The following is a 16,569-nucleotide window of genomic DNA, read 5'->3' on the forward strand; positions in this document are numbered from 1 at the left end:
GCGCCACACACGGCTGCTGATGGATTTAACCCGTTCGCCTTTGCTATGCGTGAACACATAATCGCTGACACGCGGTCTATCCATTAGCACTTGCATGGCGGTGTGATTGAGCGGTACACCTATCGCTTTCCCGGCTTTGGCTTGGTCGGGATAAATCCAGGCCACCTGCCGCCGTAGGTCTATCTGCTCCCATTTGAGATTGAGCACGTTGGCTTGTCTCAATCCGGTAGCGAGCGAGAATATAACCAGATGCTGCATATAGGGTAGGTGCGCCAAGGCGTTTACCAGCCGCTGTGCTTCCTCGGGATACAGCCACCTGATACGTTTCTTCGGCTCTTTATGGAGTTTGAGCTTGGGGGCTTTGTCTAGCCAGTCCCATTCGTTCACGCATTTGTTCAGGATGGCGCGTATCAGGGCAAAGTATCTATTCTTGGTACTACCAGTCACTGGCCGCTTGTTCACTACACTATGAATGAGATCACGGGTTAGCATCTCAAGCGGCAGACCACGCAACTCGGTTAGCAACCTTATCTTTATCTTGTCGGCTGACAGGCTTTTCTTGCCTTGGTTTTCTTGTATCCAGCGGATGCAGGCTTCGTCCCACAGGTGTTTCGGTTTTTCATCGAGGTGTTCCTGCCTCCACATGTCATGCTTCAGTTTGTCGTGCAATTCCTGGGCAAGCTGTTTGTCTGTGGTCCCAGTAGTGCGTCTAAAGCGCTCACCGCTTGGTGTTCTAAAGGATATTTGATATATCCCGTACTTGTTCCGATAGATTGACATCGTTCTTTACTCCTTCTGCCAATCACCGCTTGCTGTTGGCTATTCTGCTTCGCGGCGATGTAGTTTTCAAGTGCTGCTTCAGTGATTACCCAGGCGCGACCGGCCTTAAACGCGAGTAACTCGCCTGTTTTACACATCTGGCGAATCGAATCCTGATGGCATTTCAAGATACCCGCAGCCTCCTGCACGTTATAGGTCTTCATGGCAAACCTCCAAAGAAAAACCCTGTACCAAACTGGTACAGGGTTTTGTTTATCTAAATTTATTCTGAAAACATCGATCTAATCTTCAGGTAGTTTTGTAAGTCCGTCAGAGTCAATCCGTGCTGGTAAGCCAGTCCCACGAACTCCCGCCACTCCGGCGGCAAACCCGCCACTTTATATAACAGGTCTTCCGGATCGGCGAGTTCCGCGAACTTTAGTCCAAGCGCATCGGCGACTTTCGCCATGACCTCCGGCGGACAAATACGGTTCGCACCCGGATTGCTCCAACTGTAGCCGGTGCTCTGAGATACGCCGAATAATCTCCAAAAAGGGATACCGCCCAAGCCGGTTGCTTCTCTTACGTCCTGAAGGAATCTCGGCCACTTCTTCCGGTCTGCCGGAACCTCCTGGTCAAACCCTTCTCTCTGTAGTTTGCTTTTCAGTTCTGCCAACTTGGCTTTACTTGCTTGGTCCATAATAAACCCCTTTTGGTTAAAAGCCGGCGGCCTTTATAAAGGTCCGCCGGTCATAGATTATACTTAAATCGTAATCAGATTGTCAGTCACGGCCTCCGTCGCATCTTCATGCGTGATGATGACTACCTGGTCGAAGCCGACCGATGAAATAAAACCCAATGCCTGCGCTGTACGTTCCGCGTCCGACGCTGCGAAAGGCTCGTCCAACAACAAGAACCGACAAGTCGGCATAAAGGTTTTGGTTAATGCAATGCGGATGGCGAGACCCAGGATGTCCAAGGTGCTGCCGGACAACGATTCGGTGTCATGCCCGTCCACGGCAAAGCCCGCCGCTTCTTTGCTGACTACCGACGGTTGGTTCCGCATCAAACTGAAGTAGTGCGACACGGTATTACACACGGTCTGCCAGACTTGGTTAGCCAGTTGAGGCTTGACCGTCCGCAATGCTTTCAACAGTGCGTTGGCTTGCCTGGCCGCATTCAGTTCCTCGGTATAGCGGGAAACTTCTGCCGCTGTTTGCTCCACCCGCCTCTGCAACGCGCGGTACGCATCCCGCACAGGTTGGTGTTGCTTATCGAAGTTCTCGATTGCGCTGTTGAGCTCCGCCAACTTCCGTTTCGCGTCCTGCCACTCACGTTGCTTGTCGTGCAACTCGAGACGCACTTCCTGCGACGAGCGTTCCAGAACCGGCAACGTTTGTCTTACTTCCTCCAACTGGGTCAGCAAGCCTTGCACTGCGACCTGCTGATCCTGCGCTGCTTGTCGCTTGTTGAGCAATTCGATATGGAGTTGCTGTTGTAGACGGGCTTCCGCCACTTCTTTTTCAGTAGCGCGGATGTCGGCGTCAGTTACTTTGGTTGGAATATTCTCCGACCATTGAAAAAGCGGCGGCCACATGCCGTCATCCACCACTTCCCACAAACTGTGCATCTTCGGGTACTTTAACGGCTGGTTCAACAACCCATCCACGCTGTTACGTTCGCTGACGATCCGGTTGATCGTATCACATAACTCTTGCTCTTCAATGTAGAGATTGTCGATGGCATCCATCTTCTCTTTGTTGGCAGCGCGTCGAGCATCCGCGTCGTCCCACTCGCGTTTGCAGGTTGGGCAGGTCAAGTCATGGCTGATTTGTGAAGACAGCAACTTCCGGCTGGCTTGGTTGGTGGCAAGTTGCCGTTCGACAGCCTGTCGCTCCTCTTCCAATCTCTCCAGATCAGCACACAACTGTTCTTCACTTCTGGTCGAACGAGCGACAGGTTGGTAATCCTTCATTGACAGCCAGTCTTGGTAGAGCGCCTGCTCTCTTCGAGCGTGCTCCAACCATTCCTCGGTTTGTGCCACGGCACGTTCGTCAAACTCCGGCACAGGGTCGCTCAACGTGCGCTGCACAGCCTCCAACTTGGTCTGTGCAACCAACGTCCTACGTTCTATTTCCTGCGACAGTTTCTCGACCTCCTCGGCTTCAGAGAGTTCGTTTTCCAGTCCGCCACAGATAATCATCAACCCGACGTCCAGTACACCAAACTCAAGTTGTTGCTGCTTCAACCCCTTCAACTTGTCCTGCAACGCTTGTTCCGGGTTCTCGGTTGCAGCCAACTCTTCTTTTGCTTCCGCGTGTTGCTGCTTGAAGGTCTCCAGACTGTGCTCAATCAGGTCGGTCTTGCCGGTGTGCCAGTGGGTTTGCAGTTTGGTGATGATTTCTTCGACTTGCCCGAGGTCAGCCAACTGCTCAATCATCGCTGTGGTTTTGGCACCGCCGTCGGATAAGGTGCCGCGCATTTCGTTCTGCGGTACCAGCATCAACTTGGTACCCATACCAGACTTCAGGTCAAGCAGTTGCTCGCAGAACCGCGCCGTGTCGGTCTGTCCGGTAACGCGCCCACCGTCGTAATTGAGTTCGGCGGATTTGGCGTTACGCTTAATGGTGTATTCAACCCCGTTGATTTCGAAGGTCAGTACCACTTGATGGCTGCCTTCCGGCTGCCCCCAGGTGGTCAGTTCGTTGTTACGGGTGGCACGGGCACCGAACAGCGCGTAGGCGATGGCCTCGAACACCGTGGACTTCCCTGCCTCATTCGCGCCGCGCAGCACCGTTACGCCTTGGTCGAAACTCAGGGCGAGGTCGGTGTGCTGGCGGAAGTTTTTGAGTTGTAGATTTCTAATCATTCGCCCATCCTTCAATGCGGTAGCCACCATACACGTCAGGGTGATGTACGGTAAAGCCGTCTTCTTTTAACAACTCAACCGCTTGCTTCAACAGGCGGTAACACTCCTGGTCGTAGACACGGGTGAGTTGAACGAACAGTCTGCCCTGACCCGCCGCACCCCAAATCTCTTGTACCGCATCGAGATACATCGGATTTGACTCTCTCGGCTTCTCCTTAGCCAACTGGTAATTCGCTTTAGCGATACGCAAAATTTCATTCATGATTTCTTACCTCCTCAGCGAACTCTCGTAGGTTTTCAGGTAGCTTCTCCAGCAACATCTGCCACACGTCGAAGGACGCGGATTGCACGTCCGGCAACGCGGTTTGCGTGTCCAACGTCCCGACTTTCACGGCGTTGGTGATAACGAAGGCGTCCGATGACTTACGCCATTCGGCAATGCGTTGTACCACTTCACTGGCTTGCTCGTAGGTCGCTTCGCCCGTAACGCGGATGAACTGTTTATCCGGCAGCGTGTCGGTTTGCCAATCCACTTCGGCGAAGACGTCTTCCACCGGCATGAAGTCGTGCAGCGTGAGCTCACGGCCTTCGAGCACTGCGTACTGTTTGACCTTATTCGGGTCGAGGCAGTCTGCAATGCTGGACGGGATTTGGTTGCCGATGATTCGAACGTTGCCGAGATGTCGTCCGTGGTGCTCATGCCCCAAGACCAGTTGTACCCCTTTTTCGGCGAATTGTTGTGCCCGTTCCGCCGACAGATTCAGGCTGTGGTCGGTTTGCGCGGCAAAGTGGTTGTCGAAATTGCAATGTAGGAACAAGGTATGAATGGGTAGTTGGAGGGCTTTATCCAATTCCGCTTCAAACAATTCCTGGTTCGGCATGTGAGGGATCACAGCGAAGGTCTCAAATTCGTACAAGCCAGAATCCACGAATGCCAGACCCGCTAAACGTTCGTCACCGTTTCGGGCAATGCTCAGGTATTTGCACAGATTAGTGAAGGACGACCGGCGGGAGGAATCTTTAGACAAGTCGTGGTTGCCTGCGGCGAGGATCAGTTGATTGTCCGCGTTTTCGCGCAACCACTTTAAGAGCATCCCGAAAACCAGGAACTCCACCTGCTTATCTACATCAAAGCGGTCGAAAAGGTCCCCGTTGATTAGGAGGTCTGTACCTTCGGCAGATTCCAGCAGGTCGTTGAAGTCAAACAGCATTGCTCTGGTCAGGCGCTCCTGGCTCTCTTTGGTCGTCCCGGCAGTGCGGGTAACACCCAGGTGGGTGTCATTGATGATGGTCAGTTTTGTCATTTCTCTTTTCCTTGCGAGAACGTCTCCACAAATCTAGCCACTCCCGTGGCACTTCGTAGCAGAGGTCTTTCCACATATATTTGGTATCCGCCCAGATGTAGCGCAGGCACTTTCTTCCACGCTGAAAGGTGTGCACGAGGGGCGTCAGCACGAATAGAAGAGGCCATGCCGGCAAATCGATAAGGAAGATGCGCCAGACAGAGGTGCCATACCAGTGGCTGAACTTTTCCCGAAATGTTTTCTTACGGCCCGGTGCGGCTGGTATCCGGGGAATTTCATACGGACTTCTCGGTTCACTCATACGGCACCTCATAGCGGTCACAATATTGAGATATAAACCCCCGACAAACCCCTAATGTATAACTGGCCGCAGTTATATCGTTAGCCCCAAGGGCCTTGAAGGCCACCTCTAATGCGGAGAAGATTTGTGTCAATAACTTGTCTGCCTCCTGCTGCCGTTGAGCGGGGAGGGGTTTAGGTGCGGGCGTTTTAAGTAGATGTCTGCGTAGAGGGACTCCACCCAGAAGTTCGTCAGTTGAGAAATTCTCTGGCATTGGTGGAATTGAATTATGGTTTGTCATTTAAGATTTCCTAGTCAAAGATTTGAGCCACTGGAATATGGCTACAGGGAGTTCAACATAAGACCTACCCCACAACTCCAGAATGTCATCCCAAGCATCTAACCAGTATTTGCGTAAGTAGCCTATCCCCACGAAAAGAGGGATGATAATTAACCAAAGCGGCCAGAATACGAAGTAGATGGTCAGGGGCCAAGGCGGTTGTAGGTACCAAGGTTCGCGCCTAACCTTCTGTGGCGAGCGAAACGGAATCTCGTAAGGACTTCTCGGCTTACTCATACAGCACCTCATACCGATCGCAGTAGGATGTGAACTTCCCAGCAAAATAGGCGGCTTCCAAGGCCATCTCTTCGGTTTTACCTTGGCCGTGTAAATCCAGCAGTTTTCTGATTAAATTAACAGATTCTTTCAGCAAACCCTCTGCTTCTATCCGTCTGTCCAACTCACCAGGCATTGGGGGTGCTCGGCGCATTTACCACCTCCTTCAATAGTTCTGCCACCACGGAGTATTCATTATCCGTGGTGAAAAATTTATCAGTCACAATACTTGCCTGCCCGTCCACGCTAAAGGCTTGGTGGCAGACACTAAATGGGATTAACTTCCATTGACCAACCGTGTAATGGTGCACAATCACAAACACCTGTCCGCCGGCCTGCATTCTGCGGTACAACTTGGCGCGTTGCAGGTCGCTGAATGCGCGGCGGGCTAACCGGTTTGGGTGCTGTGTACTCTTGACTTCGATTACCCCGTGCACTTTGGGCAGGAAAAATTCAAAGTCGCCAGTCTGGTTCATGAACGCACCGCGAGCCGAAGTAGCGTCATACATACGCTGCCAGTCAAACTGCGGCAGGTCGTCAAACTTCTTCAGCGCATCGTGGATGGCTTTTTCTGTAACCTTGCCGGTGTTAGTCTTGGCCATTCTCTGTCTCCTTGGGTCTCGACCACCATGCCGTGGCCATCGCTGTGCCCAACTTTACTGCCAACTCCTCTCGGACTTCTTCCGGGAAAAGTTCCCAAGGAATAGGTCGGTTGGCGAGTATGCGCGCCTGAAACAACTCCGCTTGCTCTCGGGGCTCCAACTTCAAATGTTCCAAAAATACTCTCAAATATTTAGTTGGAATTTTATTATTCCCAAGTAACATGGCAGAAAGGTACGCGTCTGAGATACCCAACTTATGGGCCAGTTGACGCTGAGTCATGCCAATATTTGGTAGATGACGTTTGATAATTTGTCCTGTAGTTCGCATAATGTTTCCTTTTCTTACTTTCCTGGATTGTCTTTTTGCCACTCGTCCCGGCACTCCGCGTCGCACCAACGTTGTCCTTCCGGTAAGGCTTCGCCGCAGTAGAGACAGTGGCCGGTGGCTTCTACTTTCTTTGCTTTCGCAGCCTTTATCTGTTGTCGAATTAAAGAGCTTGCCAAATCTAATGCCTCCAAATCCGAGGCTTGATCAAATACATCTGCCATCAATGAACCCTTATATCGCCGGCGAAGTAACCGAGTTTCGCCAAGTGGTATTTAATCTCGTCTGCTGCTTCCTGCATCTCACCCTGCCCCATCAATCGGAGTATCCAAGCGAGAAGGTCTTGTTGTTGCAACAGTAAGTCCTTGTAATCGGCGGCCAGTTGGTCATAGTTCGCCTCTAAGGTGTCATAATCCTCTTCCAAGGTTTCATGCTCTTTAACTAATCGGCTTAACCGATCCTCTAGCAGTATCACCTCAAGGTCGATTTCATTTCGCATTTTCTTCTCCTGTTTCCCGCGCCATCGTGGAAAGTGTGAATGGCGCGGGCATGACTAAGCGGCCTGAGCTTCAGGCATCAGTTCACTCTCTTGCGTAGATGCAGCGGAAAATAGCTCCTCCACTCCTAAGAATCGAAGTAACTTAAGTTTCACCTCCCAGGGGATCCCACAAACTTCCTCAAATGACAGCGCATGGTTTGGTTTGGCATCGAATAAGGCATTCTCGGCGTATCTTCTCGCTACCGTTGCTTCGGTTACGTCTCGATAAGTTCCAAGTTGTATCTTGACCCCGTCTCTCTGGATTTGCGCGATCCAGTGATAGTACGGGGAGGGGGATACCCCGAGAACCCCAGTGAATGAATCCTTTCTCGCTCGACGTAGGTTTTGAGTGTTTAGTGCTTGTGTACCGACCCTTAAGTTACACCATCGGTTATCGGTTTTAATTCCGTTGATGTGATCAACCACTTCATTGGACCCCAGTTGCCTATTCAAAACCATGGCAGCAATAACCCGGTGAGCTTTCAAGGTTCTCCCCAGTATCTGGAATTCAATGTACCCATTGGGTGACCTCGAAGTAATTACTTTCCCCGCATTCTCTCGATTCCACTTCTCCTGCAATCCAGTGGTTTTAAAGTACTTCGCATCTCTTGGTTTACGTCTCAACTCCCCGGTAGTTGGGTTATACGCAAGAGTTGCATGGAGAAATTCTAAACTGGGTAACTCTTTAGTATGTCTCATGTGCCTCTCCTATACACTGTTGTACAAACTGTTGTAAGACCTGTTCCACCAATTCTCGACTTCCGAATTCGTGTTGATCCCCTAGCGTTTTACCCATAGAGATACTACTTTCTACCGGTACGGACATATCCGCATATTTTGCGGTCATCGCAGCATGGATACTTGGTACTACCCTTGGTATGTCCTGCATAGAGATACTAAAGATCACCTCGTCATGAACACATGCTACAAACCGCATATCGAACTTCTGACGTATCCCACTCTGCCACATCCGACCCATCGCCAGTTTCGTCATCTCAGCGCCAGAACCCTGAATTTTAAAATTCACGGCCTGCCTTTCGGCTTTTGCGACCTCCCACTTATTACTGCTTTGCAGGTCGGGCAAATGGCGACGCACACCCAACATCGTGCGGACGAAACCTTGTTTGTGCGCGTCAGCGATGACTTCCTGCTTCCACTCTTCCGTGCGGGCGAACGCAGAGGACTTGGCATCCAGATAGCTCTGTGCTTCGTCTTCCGTTACCATCAGGGTTTGCGCCATCTTCGGAGCAGCAGCGCCATACGCACTGGCAAAGTTGGTGGTCTTCCCCTTGGCACGAATGGCTTTTGCCCACTTGTGCTGCGGGTGTTCTTCGTCATCGACTCTCGCCTTGAACTCTTCATATGGCAGTTTGGCAATCTCAGCACCGGTCAGGCTGTGCATATCCCTCCGGTTGTCACCCACATAGCAGGACAACATATTCGGGTCTTGCGACTGCTCGGCAATCAAACGCAGTTCCTGGGCTGAGAAGTCCAGCGACACAATCATGGCATCCTTGTGGTGCGGCACGAAGATGCGGCGGAAGTCGCCTGCACCCTTGCTAAGTTGTTGTAAATTAGGGTTATTTGAGGTAAATCGGCGTGTAACCGTAGCGCACTGGTTCAGCCCAGCATGAATCCGGTTATCCTTCCAGTGCGGCAACTGTGGGTAAGTTGTGTAGTACAACCCAAACCGCGTGTTCATGGTTTTGATACCCAACAGCGCTTTCAGCGGTGCCACCAATTCGCCGTCCGCCGGGACGTCATAGTGCAATGCACTTTGCACAGCCAACTCGTCAGTCTGTGGGTTGCCTTCCGTGATACCCGCCGCCCGCATGGTGTCGGTGGGTTTGTTACGCAAGCGGATGGGCAGACCCATCACTTCATACAGCAACTTCTGCATCTGCTTCGGGCTGCCCACGTTGAACTGCGGGCTACCTGAAAACTTGCTCTGAACAAACTGATTTACTTGTTGCAGGCTGCCGTGTTCGAGAATATCGGCCAGGGTTTCACCACCCTGCTCCCGCATCGCATCCAGCAAGCGTTCGAACTTACGGACACGGGTATCTAACGGCTTGCCATAGACCACCTCGAAAGCGTACTTCAACCAAGTTGGCTCGTAGCGGCTCTCTTCAGTTGCTTCCACCAAACGTGTGCCGTCCCAGCCCTGGGCAATCAGGTACTCGTCCAGTACGGCTTGGTGTTCGGCTTTCGCCTGCTTGTCGCGGGCAATCATGTCACGCAGTGTGACCTGATCGATTTTCACCCCGTCGATAAAGGCTTGGGCGACCCAGTAGGCGGCACCGATTTCCACGTCGCGGTAGGTTCGCCACACGGTTTCCAAGTACATGTGCAACTGATACCACTGATACAGCGCGGCGGTGCAAATCGTGTCGTCCGCACCGTAGGCCAGTACCTCTGCCAAGGTCAGTTCGTGCATCTTGCGCTTGCGCCCGTCGGCATCGGTAACTGTTTCGTCATAGGTCGCCTGCTCATACCCCAACCAGCGTTTGCTGTTCGGTTTCAGACCAAGTGAACTGTTCTCGTCCACATACGAAGCCATCAACTTGGTATCGTCGATGTCGCGCAAGAACCAACCGAAGGTATTATGTAGAACCACCAACTCGAAGTTCACGTTCTGGATCACGAAACGCTTGTCCTGATTCAAGAAACGCAGGACTTGCTCTACTTGTTCCAGACTCACGTTGTCGGTATCGGCGTGTCCGACCGAGAAGTAGAACGTGTGCTGGAAGTTACCGCCTAGGGTAATGCTCAAACCGGTCAGTTCCGAGCCGAACACGTCCACCTGCTTGCTCTCTTCCTGGCGGATTTCGAACAACCATTCGTCTGATTCGTCCGGCGTGGTGGTCTCAATGTCCAAAGACACCAAGGGGTTCTCGGCAGCTAAGTTCTGCACGTCCTGGAATACTTCGGCGAAGTTGGCGGCGGTGACCCCGACGATACGTTGGGCGAACTGTGCCAAATTCGGATGCACATCCGCGACCCCGGCACGGCACACCCCGTGGCGCCATTCCATTTTCTCGGGCTGTACATAGTTGGGGTACAACTTGGCGCACTTGAGCGACATTTCCACATCGGGGGCGTAGTCAATCAGTTTCTGTAACTGCGGCAGTGCGGGTACGTCTTCTTCCAACAATTTCAACTTACGTTCTTGGATTAGCTTACGCAACACAGCCAACCCGTTGTCACCAAAGCGTTGGTACATCGCCTCGAACGCTTTCGGCCCGAAACCTTTGGCGCCCGGAATATTGTCGGAAGGGTCGCCAACTGTAGCTTTGTACACATCGATGAACTGGAACGGGAAATTACCGAACAAGTAAGGGTTGCCCTGTTCCTGAATCCAAACGGTCACATTCGGGTATTTGGCACAAACCAGCATGTCTTTATCGTGAGAGACCACCAGCAGGCGGTCTTCTTTAATGGTTTCGCAGAGGTATCCGATGACGTCATCAGCTTCTACCCCGCGCTGGTAAACTACCTGTGCCCCTAAATTAACCAAGGTATCGCAGCACAGCCGTTCCAGTTTGTTGTACTGGTCGTACATGGCCTGCGATTTATCGCGCCCGGCTTTGTAGGCGGAATGGAACTGAGAACGCAATTGGCGTCCACCCGCTCCATCCAGCACCAAAATCATATCTTTCGGGGCGAATGCTAACCCTTCGCACAAGCGTTTCAGGTAGCCTGAAAGGCTGTCCCAACCATACGCAGCGCTGTTGATGTAGCGCTCTTTACCAGTGACCGGGTCCGTTTCATGGAAACCGTTCTCTTCATCCGTGCCGGACAAGAGGCAGCGCCACGCTAAACTGGAGACATCTAGAATTACTCGCATGAAACCTCCTTCGGTATGTCCATCCATACTGAGTCTTCCAAAGGCTCTTTCGATACCAACAATAGGTACAGTGCGGGTTCACCAGTACATTTTTGGTGCAACCAACTGTACGCATCGAACAGTTGGTTTGCCAGCCAGAACACTCCGGAAAGCCCATAACGGGGCACCACGGTCGGAATCTCGTCGTATGGGTCAGCTACCCATAATGGACAAAATAGGAACCAACCTTTGTGGGTAAACTCTTTCAATTCGAAGTCCATACTCTTTTCCTTACAATAAGGACACAATCTGTCCGTCGATATAATCAATGTCGTCTAACCAAAACCGCGCCTGGGTCAATAATTGTTTCAAGGCTGCCGGTACCGGTTGGTAGTATTCGTAATAGCGGTATAAGGCGTCCGCCCAACCGGTTTTAGTGCGGATAGTTTGTTCTTCCGCCTGTCTCAGTAATTTCAATGGCGACTTCGCGTATTGCGCGGTCGGCATCTCTTGTACTTTGTGTAGCGGTTTTCGCCACTCGCCCCATGCTTCACAACGAAAGCCGAAGGTTGTGTGATCCACTTCCACCAGTAGGGAGTAACGGTCGATAGCGAACTTGAATGCCCGTTCGCTCAACACATCGGTTCCCGGACTGAGGTCAGCAATCAACCACAGCAGATTGCGTAAACCTTTCTGGTCAAAAGTAAGGTGGTCGGATGTCGTGCCCAACCACTCAGCATTTTCACTCGGCAAGTTGTAATCAAAGGTAGGTAAGCGGAAACTTAAATCTGTCATTAGATTCCGTAGTACCTGGATGGGGTACTCCTCCGACACCCGGTTCAGGTGTTGTAACTGCCAGAGGTCAAACCCGCAGATGTTAATCGGTTGGGTAATGACCGCTGGCAGGCTCCATTGGACCGGTTTTTTCAGTTGTGCTGGGGGAACATCCGTCAGACGGTGGCTACACGCCCAATCTCTTAACCGGTCTAACGTATTCATAATCCGGCTTTCTTCCAAAAATCACGTTTGAACTGCTGATGCCGCTGTTCGATATGCTCACGCACGGTGTACACATCGCACAGTTCCTCCGACCGGATCGCCTGTAAGAAGTCGATACAGGACAATACATCTCCCAGCGCGTCGTGGGCATGGCGTTTCGGCAATCGCAGATTGGCTACCACACTCTGCAACTTGTGATTAGGCCACTGCGGATACAACGTGCGGGCCAGGGTCAAAGTGTCCAGGACCTGATGTGCACCGGCACGAATGTGGTCTCGACACATCCGAATATCGAACTGCACGTTATGCCCGCACAGAATATCCACTTCGTTAAACCAGCGGCTGAGATGTTGGTCGAACACCTCTTGCAGCAGTGGTTGCCCTTTGACGGCTTCGTTGGAGATGCCGTGAATGGCGAACGCACCTGCCGGTATCTCGCGTTGCGGGTCCACGAGGCTGGTAAAACTGTCTCGAACTTCGAAGGTATCGACATCCACCAATGCGGCAGCAATCTGACAAACCTTGTCCGCCGGAGTGACTCCGGTGGTTTCAGTATCAAATACGATAAACGATTTCATGTTTCGCTTTCTTAGGGTGCAAGAAACCCTGCACCTTGCGGCGCAGGGTTCTTTCAGATTAGGCCGCTTGACGTTGAGCCGCAGGCTGGCGTTCAAACTTGAAGTGAGTCCAAGTCACCGCTTTGGTGGACTCGGTAACTTTGCTCAGGCGGAGATACCCGAACGCAGGGTTCATCAAGTCGGATTTCACTAGGAACGCATCCAATGCCTTTTTGGAAGAAGGTGACAGGTAGATAGCCAGGATGTCGTCATCGGCTACCTCGTCTTTTACCTTTTCATGACGGTCGCTACCCAGGTATTTCGCATGGATAACGGCGCGTTTCTTCCAACTGGCTTTCGGATACTGTTTGCGGATATGAGCCATGTAGTCGTCGGCAGACATCACTTCTTCTTCAGTCGTCACAGTCTTACCGTCGTAGCAAGCCAGCATCAGTTTCTTCTGGTCCTCGTTCGGAGTGCCTACACCCAAATCCAACTTAACGTAGGGGGTGATATTCACCGGGGCGATGTCCACGAAGTCGCCGAAGTTGTGTTTCAGGTTCTCACCGAAACAAATGTTGCCGCTGTTGATGGTGCACGGAACGGTTGCGTCACGAGGCAGGATGCCGTTGTCACCGATTTCCATAGAAGCAAAGCGGCCAACAAGGCTGCGTAAGGTCTGGATAGCATCGGCAGGGGCAACGGCAGTCGAGCCTTGAGCAACCGCCGGAGCATTCTCAACGGCGGCAGCCGGAGCTTCATTCTCAATGGCGGTAGCAGTATCGATAGTGTCAAGTTTTTGGTCTAACATGATTAAATCTCCAAGTGTTAAGTGTTACAAGGGTAGTTAATTTGTTCACTGGTTACACGTTTAACAGTGAAACTCGTGAACGTTGGGGGAAAACAATTTCCGGCACGAGGCCGGTACTGCATTAAAGTTGATTATATTACACGCATTACTTAATTTAAAGTGTAATGCGTGTAATATTTACTGAATGATTGATTTCGTTATCTAAATTTTTCGACATTCTCCTTCTGCAAAACTTCTGGGTTCAGTTTGATACAGATACCGGTCAGTACCGGGTGGTTCAGGGTATCGACCGCCATCGGTGAGTTACGCAAAGCGAACTGCATTTCCTCCGCACTACCGAACGCCGGGTTCAACCCCATTGCTTTCATGCGTTCGCGATACAGGTAGAAGCAGCGCTCAACCTGGATAATCAGGTACTCTACGCGGCCAGACGAACTGTCCCCTGCTTCGACCGTGTAATGGTAGTCTTTGCGGCACACTGAACGGCTGTCGTCGGTTTCGTGTGATGCGTTCGACAGCAAACTGAGCAGGCGGACAATTTCGGAAGACACACGGGTCAACCAACGATCCGGGTTTCGCAATGCGTGACCCAGCGCTTCGATTTTCTCAGTGAAACGTTGTGGGAAGTACGCCTCGAGTACCTCGCCGAAGAATTTGAGACCCACAAACATCATGGCCGCATTCTCAATCACGCGGTAGTTGTTACCTTCGCTCAACAGTGCCTCGGACTCCGTGATGGCCGCATCGTGCATCTGCACCAATCGGGTCAGGTCGTAGCTCATCAAGTGTTGGACGATACCCCAACCCAGCATCCCGATATGGCGTTCGTGCTGCCCTAAGAATCGGGCGTGTTCCGCACGACCGAATACGGCATCTTTGTGGAAAGATGCCACTACGCTACGTTCCAACAACGATGCCTGGCTGGCTTCCAGTGCTTCAGCCAAGAAGCAAACCGGCGCCAGCATGGCTTCCTGCGAGATCGTTTTGTAGGAAGCGGTCGTTGAACCGTCACCGCCACCACGCTTGGCTTCTGAACCAATGGTGTAAATCGTCTGTAGGAAACCCCGGAAATCCGCCATGTATTGCGAACCCAAGTTCTGCGGCTTCACTTCGTCGATAACCACTGGAACGGTCGTGGACGCGGTGGACAGTGATGCCAGCGAAAAAGCCGTCAGATTCCGACCGGCAATGTTCACCCTGAAATCTCGAGCCCAGGTAAACAAGTGCAACAGGATATTAGCGGTCGTGGTCTTACCGCACCCTGCCTGCCCCACGATCTGAAGAATCGGAAAGTTCTTAATTCGTTTCAGAACGTACAACGGATGCTTCAAGGTGCAGGCTGTAAACCAAGCCAACATCATAGCCAGTGAGTAAGTGTCACCGTTCAAATCCAGCAAGTGTTGCACCAAGGTTTCGTTCTCGGACTGGTAATCCTGGATGGCGAACGCACCAGACAAATCCACCCCGAACTGGCCTTGCGGGTTATTGGTATCCAAGTAAGTCGGCTGAACAGGGTCGGTACTCTTATGTACAGGGCTCCGCACCGTAATATTCGGTTCCACCCAGTACATTTCACAGTGGTAGTCACCATCTTCCGGCACACCTAACGCCTTGACGTATAAGCCTTCGCATTTGGTAGAGGTGATTTCCCGCGCTGCGGAGTCACCACCTACATAGTTCAACAATGCTTTACGAACCGCCGCCAACTGCGGGGCGGAGGACAGCAAATGGGTACCGCCTAAGCCTGCTAAGTACGCGGTGAACTCTTTGGTACTGATCAAAGTAGAGACTGGGATCGTTTTCGGAGGCAACTCCTTCCCTTTTAAAACAGCCACGACTGAGTAGTGTGTAATCATTCCATCTGGACTGCGTATCACCTGCAAGGACTCAGGCTTCCATGAATAGTCCATTACAGCATCGGTACCATCTCTGGTCTGCTTATATACAGCCTTAGTATCCACGGCAAAACCTGCTTGCAAACTCAGTGCAAGCTCCGCCATCTCTGCCTCACCCTGTCCGGGTTTGATGCCTTGCAAATCCAGGTTGTCTCGCACTCCATGCTGCAAGATGCCGGCGAACAATTCCGGTGCGTACACATACGACGGGTTGTGCAGGCAGTAGTGGAAGGATTGGGTCAGGCGTTGTAGGATGCTCTGTCGGGTCGAGTGTGCGACACCGGCTTGACCGATACGCGCCTGAATAAACCCCTCACACATCTTCAAGAAATCGTCCGTTTTCTCAAACGAATCCAAACCCAAAGCAATGGCGGCGGTAGCGAACTGTAGCCCGACATCGTTCAACCCGCAGGACATATCGATGTTGTGACCATCGAAAGCAGCCTGAATGGTTGGCGGTACTTCTCCCTTCCAATCTTTGAAAATCTCGGGATTACTCCGGCGTTTCTTCGTCTCACGACTCGATTCCAGCAACTGAGAATGTAGGACTTGCAATTCGGTGGCCAGTTGTAGGTTGTACGTCGGTTCCGCCGGAGCGGTGACTTGTCGGGGCTGACTACACCATTGTCGGTATCCTTCCGCGTCCAATTCCCTCAGTTGTGCGGCGGTCACTGGAACTTTATAAGCGTCCTGCCCGTTCACTTGCCGTGGCAGGCAGGTGGTGCGCCACATGCGTCCCCGCCGGCCTGAGTACACACGCATATCCATGTAAGTGGTAGCGTGTTCCCAAGCGAACTTGCCGTACAGACGAAACAAATCTTTGATACCGGACTTGCACACTTTGGCGTCGAACAAGCATTCCATCGGGATGGTACAGTGCACTCCTTTCTTACCGCTCAAGTACCACGATGCTTGATTCAGGTCGAAATCCCAACCTTCCAGCATCCCCATAAAGCGGCGAACGTCGTCGAGAACCCCTTCCAGGTCGTCCTCGCCGTCCCAGTCAAAATACATCGGCCCACGATAGAACAAGTTGTCCGGTATTTCGCCATCAGTGCACGGATGATTGACATCCAACACCGTCATGTATTCCGGTTTGTCCTGTTTCAGCATTTCCTGCCGATGATCTGCCAGGCAAGTCTTCCATTTCGACTTGCCCGTCATCGTAAAACAATACCAAGTCATTTG

18 protein-coding genes are annotated in these 16,569 nt (G+C 51.9%); all 18 read right to left on the reverse strand.

Translation table 11 applies throughout. The features are described from left to right. Positions 1-447 (reverse strand): tyrosine-type recombinase/integrase (locus HMPREF2541_RS12205; protein WP_168161103.1); only part of this gene is annotated, 447 nt, incomplete at its 3' end. Positions 448-653: 206 nt separating this feature from the next. Next, a complete protein-coding gene (locus HMPREF2541_RS07485; protein WP_070542700.1) occupies positions 654-983 on the reverse strand; it encodes a helix-turn-helix domain-containing protein in 330 nt (109 codons plus the stop codon). A gap of 59 nt (positions 984-1,042) precedes the next feature. After that, positions 1,043-1,459, reverse strand: a complete 417-nt coding sequence (locus HMPREF2541_RS07490; protein WP_070542702.1) for a hypothetical protein — start codon at positions 1,457-1,459, stop codon at positions 1,043-1,045. Between the two features lie 63 nt (positions 1,460-1,522). Further along, positions 1,523-3,628: an AAA family ATPase gene (locus HMPREF2541_RS07495; protein WP_070542705.1), complete on the reverse strand. Its 2,106-nt coding sequence runs from the start codon at positions 3,626-3,628 to the stop codon at positions 1,523-1,525. Further along, positions 3,621-3,890, reverse strand: a complete 270-nt coding sequence (locus HMPREF2541_RS07500; RefSeq protein WP_070542708.1) for a hypothetical protein — start codon at positions 3,888-3,890, stop codon at positions 3,621-3,623. The genes HMPREF2541_RS07495 and HMPREF2541_RS07500 overlap by 8 nt, the downstream gene beginning before the upstream one ends. Further along, on the reverse strand, positions 3,883-4,932 hold the full coding sequence (locus HMPREF2541_RS07505; RefSeq protein ID WP_070542711.1) for a metallophosphoesterase: 1,050 nt from the start codon (positions 4,930-4,932) through the stop codon (positions 3,883-3,885). Before HMPREF2541_RS07505 ends, HMPREF2541_RS07500 begins: the two co-directional genes overlap by 8 nt. Positions 4,933-5,781: 849 nt before the next feature. Beyond that, a complete protein-coding gene (locus HMPREF2541_RS07520; RefSeq protein ID WP_141744216.1) occupies positions 5,782-5,982 on the reverse strand; it encodes a hypothetical protein in 201 nt (66 codons plus the stop codon). Then, positions 5,954-6,430: a hypothetical protein gene (locus tag HMPREF2541_RS07525; RefSeq protein ID WP_070542722.1), complete on the reverse strand. Its 477-nt coding sequence runs from the start codon at positions 6,428-6,430 to the stop codon at positions 5,954-5,956. The genes HMPREF2541_RS07520 and HMPREF2541_RS07525 overlap by 29 nt, the downstream gene beginning before the upstream one ends. Beyond that, entirely contained in the window at positions 6,417-6,758 is a 342-nt protein-coding gene (locus tag HMPREF2541_RS07530) for a helix-turn-helix domain-containing protein (protein ID WP_070542725.1), read from the reverse strand. The genes HMPREF2541_RS07525 and HMPREF2541_RS07530 overlap by 14 nt, the downstream gene beginning before the upstream one ends. A gap of 14 nt (positions 6,759-6,772) precedes the next feature. After that, positions 6,773-6,979 (reverse strand): DUF2116 family Zn-ribbon domain-containing protein, encoded by a 207-nt coding sequence (locus HMPREF2541_RS07535; RefSeq protein ID WP_070542728.1) that lies wholly within the window; start codon positions 6,977-6,979, stop codon positions 6,773-6,775. Continuing rightward, positions 6,979-7,254: a hypothetical protein gene (locus HMPREF2541_RS07540; RefSeq protein WP_070542730.1), complete on the reverse strand. Its 276-nt coding sequence runs from the start codon at positions 7,252-7,254 to the stop codon at positions 6,979-6,981. The genes HMPREF2541_RS07535 and HMPREF2541_RS07540 overlap by 1 nt, the downstream gene beginning before the upstream one ends. Before the next feature lie 54 nt (positions 7,255-7,308). After that, positions 7,309-7,992 (reverse strand): HNH endonuclease signature motif containing protein, encoded by a 684-nt coding sequence (locus tag HMPREF2541_RS07545; RefSeq protein ID WP_070542733.1) that lies wholly within the window; start codon positions 7,990-7,992, stop codon positions 7,309-7,311. Further along, entirely contained in the window at positions 7,979-11,140 is a 3,162-nt protein-coding gene (locus tag HMPREF2541_RS07550; protein ID WP_070542736.1) for a DNA polymerase, read from the reverse strand. Before HMPREF2541_RS07550 ends, HMPREF2541_RS07545 begins: the two co-directional genes overlap by 14 nt. Further along, positions 11,131-11,400 (reverse strand): hypothetical protein, encoded by a 270-nt coding sequence (locus tag HMPREF2541_RS07555; RefSeq protein WP_070542739.1) that lies wholly within the window; start codon positions 11,398-11,400, stop codon positions 11,131-11,133. The genes HMPREF2541_RS07550 and HMPREF2541_RS07555 overlap by 10 nt, the downstream gene beginning before the upstream one ends. A gap of 10 nt (positions 11,401-11,410) precedes the next feature. Then, the gene (locus HMPREF2541_RS07560) at positions 11,411-12,118 is read right to left on the reverse strand and encodes a hypothetical protein (RefSeq protein ID WP_070542741.1); all 708 of its coding nucleotides are present in this window, start codon (positions 12,116-12,118) and stop codon (positions 11,411-11,413) included. Further along, positions 12,115-12,696 (reverse strand): 3'-5' exonuclease, encoded by a 582-nt coding sequence (locus tag HMPREF2541_RS07565; RefSeq protein ID WP_070542744.1) that lies wholly within the window; start codon positions 12,694-12,696, stop codon positions 12,115-12,117. The genes HMPREF2541_RS07560 and HMPREF2541_RS07565 overlap by 4 nt, the downstream gene beginning before the upstream one ends. 58 nt (positions 12,697-12,754) lie before the next feature. Further along, positions 12,755-13,486 carry a hypothetical protein gene (locus HMPREF2541_RS07570; protein ID WP_070542747.1) on the reverse strand — a complete coding sequence of 244 codons (732 nt, stop codon included), beginning with the start codon at positions 13,484-13,486 and terminating at the stop codon, positions 12,755-12,757. Positions 13,487-13,683: 197 nt separating this feature from the next. Next, the gene (locus HMPREF2541_RS07575; protein WP_070542750.1) at positions 13,684-16,566 is read right to left on the reverse strand and encodes a hypothetical protein; all 2,883 of its coding nucleotides are present in this window, start codon (positions 16,564-16,566) and stop codon (positions 13,684-13,686) included. Positions 16,567-16,569: the final 3 nt, after the last annotated feature.

Origin of the sequence: Eikenella sp. HMSC061C02, assembly GCF_001809035.1 — a bacterium.
Taxonomy (GTDB): Bacteria; Pseudomonadota; Gammaproteobacteria; order Burkholderiales; family Neisseriaceae; genus Eikenella; species Eikenella corrodens.

Coding starts and splice junctions, on each gene's coding strand:
- HMPREF2541_RS07485 (WP_070542700.1), bottom strand. CDS start 983: ATGAAGACCTATAACGTGCAGGAGGCTGCGGGTATCTTGAAATGCCAT.
- HMPREF2541_RS07490 (WP_070542702.1), bottom strand. CDS start 1,459: ATGGACCAAGCAAGTAAAGCCAAGTTGGCAGAACTGAAAAGCAAACTA.
- HMPREF2541_RS07495 (WP_070542705.1), bottom strand. CDS start 3,628: ATGATTAGAAATCTACAACTCAAAAACTTCCGCCAGCACACCGACCTC.
- HMPREF2541_RS07500 (WP_070542708.1), bottom strand. CDS start 3,890: ATGAATGAAATTTTGCGTATCGCTAAAGCGAATTACCAGTTGGCTAAG.
- HMPREF2541_RS07505 (WP_070542711.1), bottom strand. CDS start 4,932: ATGACAAAACTGACCATCATCAATGACACCCACCTGGGTGTTACCCGC.
- HMPREF2541_RS07520 (WP_141744216.1), bottom strand. CDS start 5,982: ATGCGCCGAGCACCCCCAATGCCTGGTGAGTTGGACAGACGGATAGAA.
- HMPREF2541_RS07525 (WP_070542722.1), bottom strand. CDS start 6,430: ATGGCCAAGACTAACACCGGCAAGGTTACAGAAAAAGCCATCCACGAT.
- HMPREF2541_RS07530 (WP_070542725.1), bottom strand. CDS start 6,758: ATGCGAACTACAGGACAAATTATCAAACGTCATCTACCAAATATTGGC.
- HMPREF2541_RS07535 (WP_070542728.1), bottom strand. CDS start 6,979: ATGGCAGATGTATTTGATCAAGCCTCGGATTTGGAGGCATTAGATTTG.
- HMPREF2541_RS07540 (WP_070542730.1), bottom strand. CDS start 7,254: ATGCGAAATGAAATCGACCTTGAGGTGATACTGCTAGAGGATCGGTTA.
- HMPREF2541_RS07545 (WP_070542733.1), bottom strand. CDS start 7,992: ATGAGACATACTAAAGAGTTACCCAGTTTAGAATTTCTCCATGCAACT.
- HMPREF2541_RS07550 (WP_070542736.1), bottom strand. CDS start 11,140: ATGCGAGTAATTCTAGATGTCTCCAGTTTAGCGTGGCGCTGCCTCTTG.
- HMPREF2541_RS07555 (WP_070542739.1), bottom strand. CDS start 11,400: ATGGACTTCGAATTGAAAGAGTTTACCCACAAAGGTTGGTTCCTATTT.
- HMPREF2541_RS07560 (WP_070542741.1), bottom strand. CDS start 12,118: ATGAATACGTTAGACCGGTTAAGAGATTGGGCGTGTAGCCACCGTCTG.
- HMPREF2541_RS07565 (WP_070542744.1), bottom strand. CDS start 12,696: ATGAAATCGTTTATCGTATTTGATACTGAAACCACCGGAGTCACTCCG.
- HMPREF2541_RS07570 (WP_070542747.1), bottom strand. CDS start 13,486: ATGTTAGACCAAAAACTTGACACTATCGATACTGCTACCGCCATTGAG.
- HMPREF2541_RS07575 (WP_070542750.1), bottom strand. CDS start 16,566: ATGACTTGGTATTGTTTTACGATGACGGGCAAGTCGAAATGGAAGACT.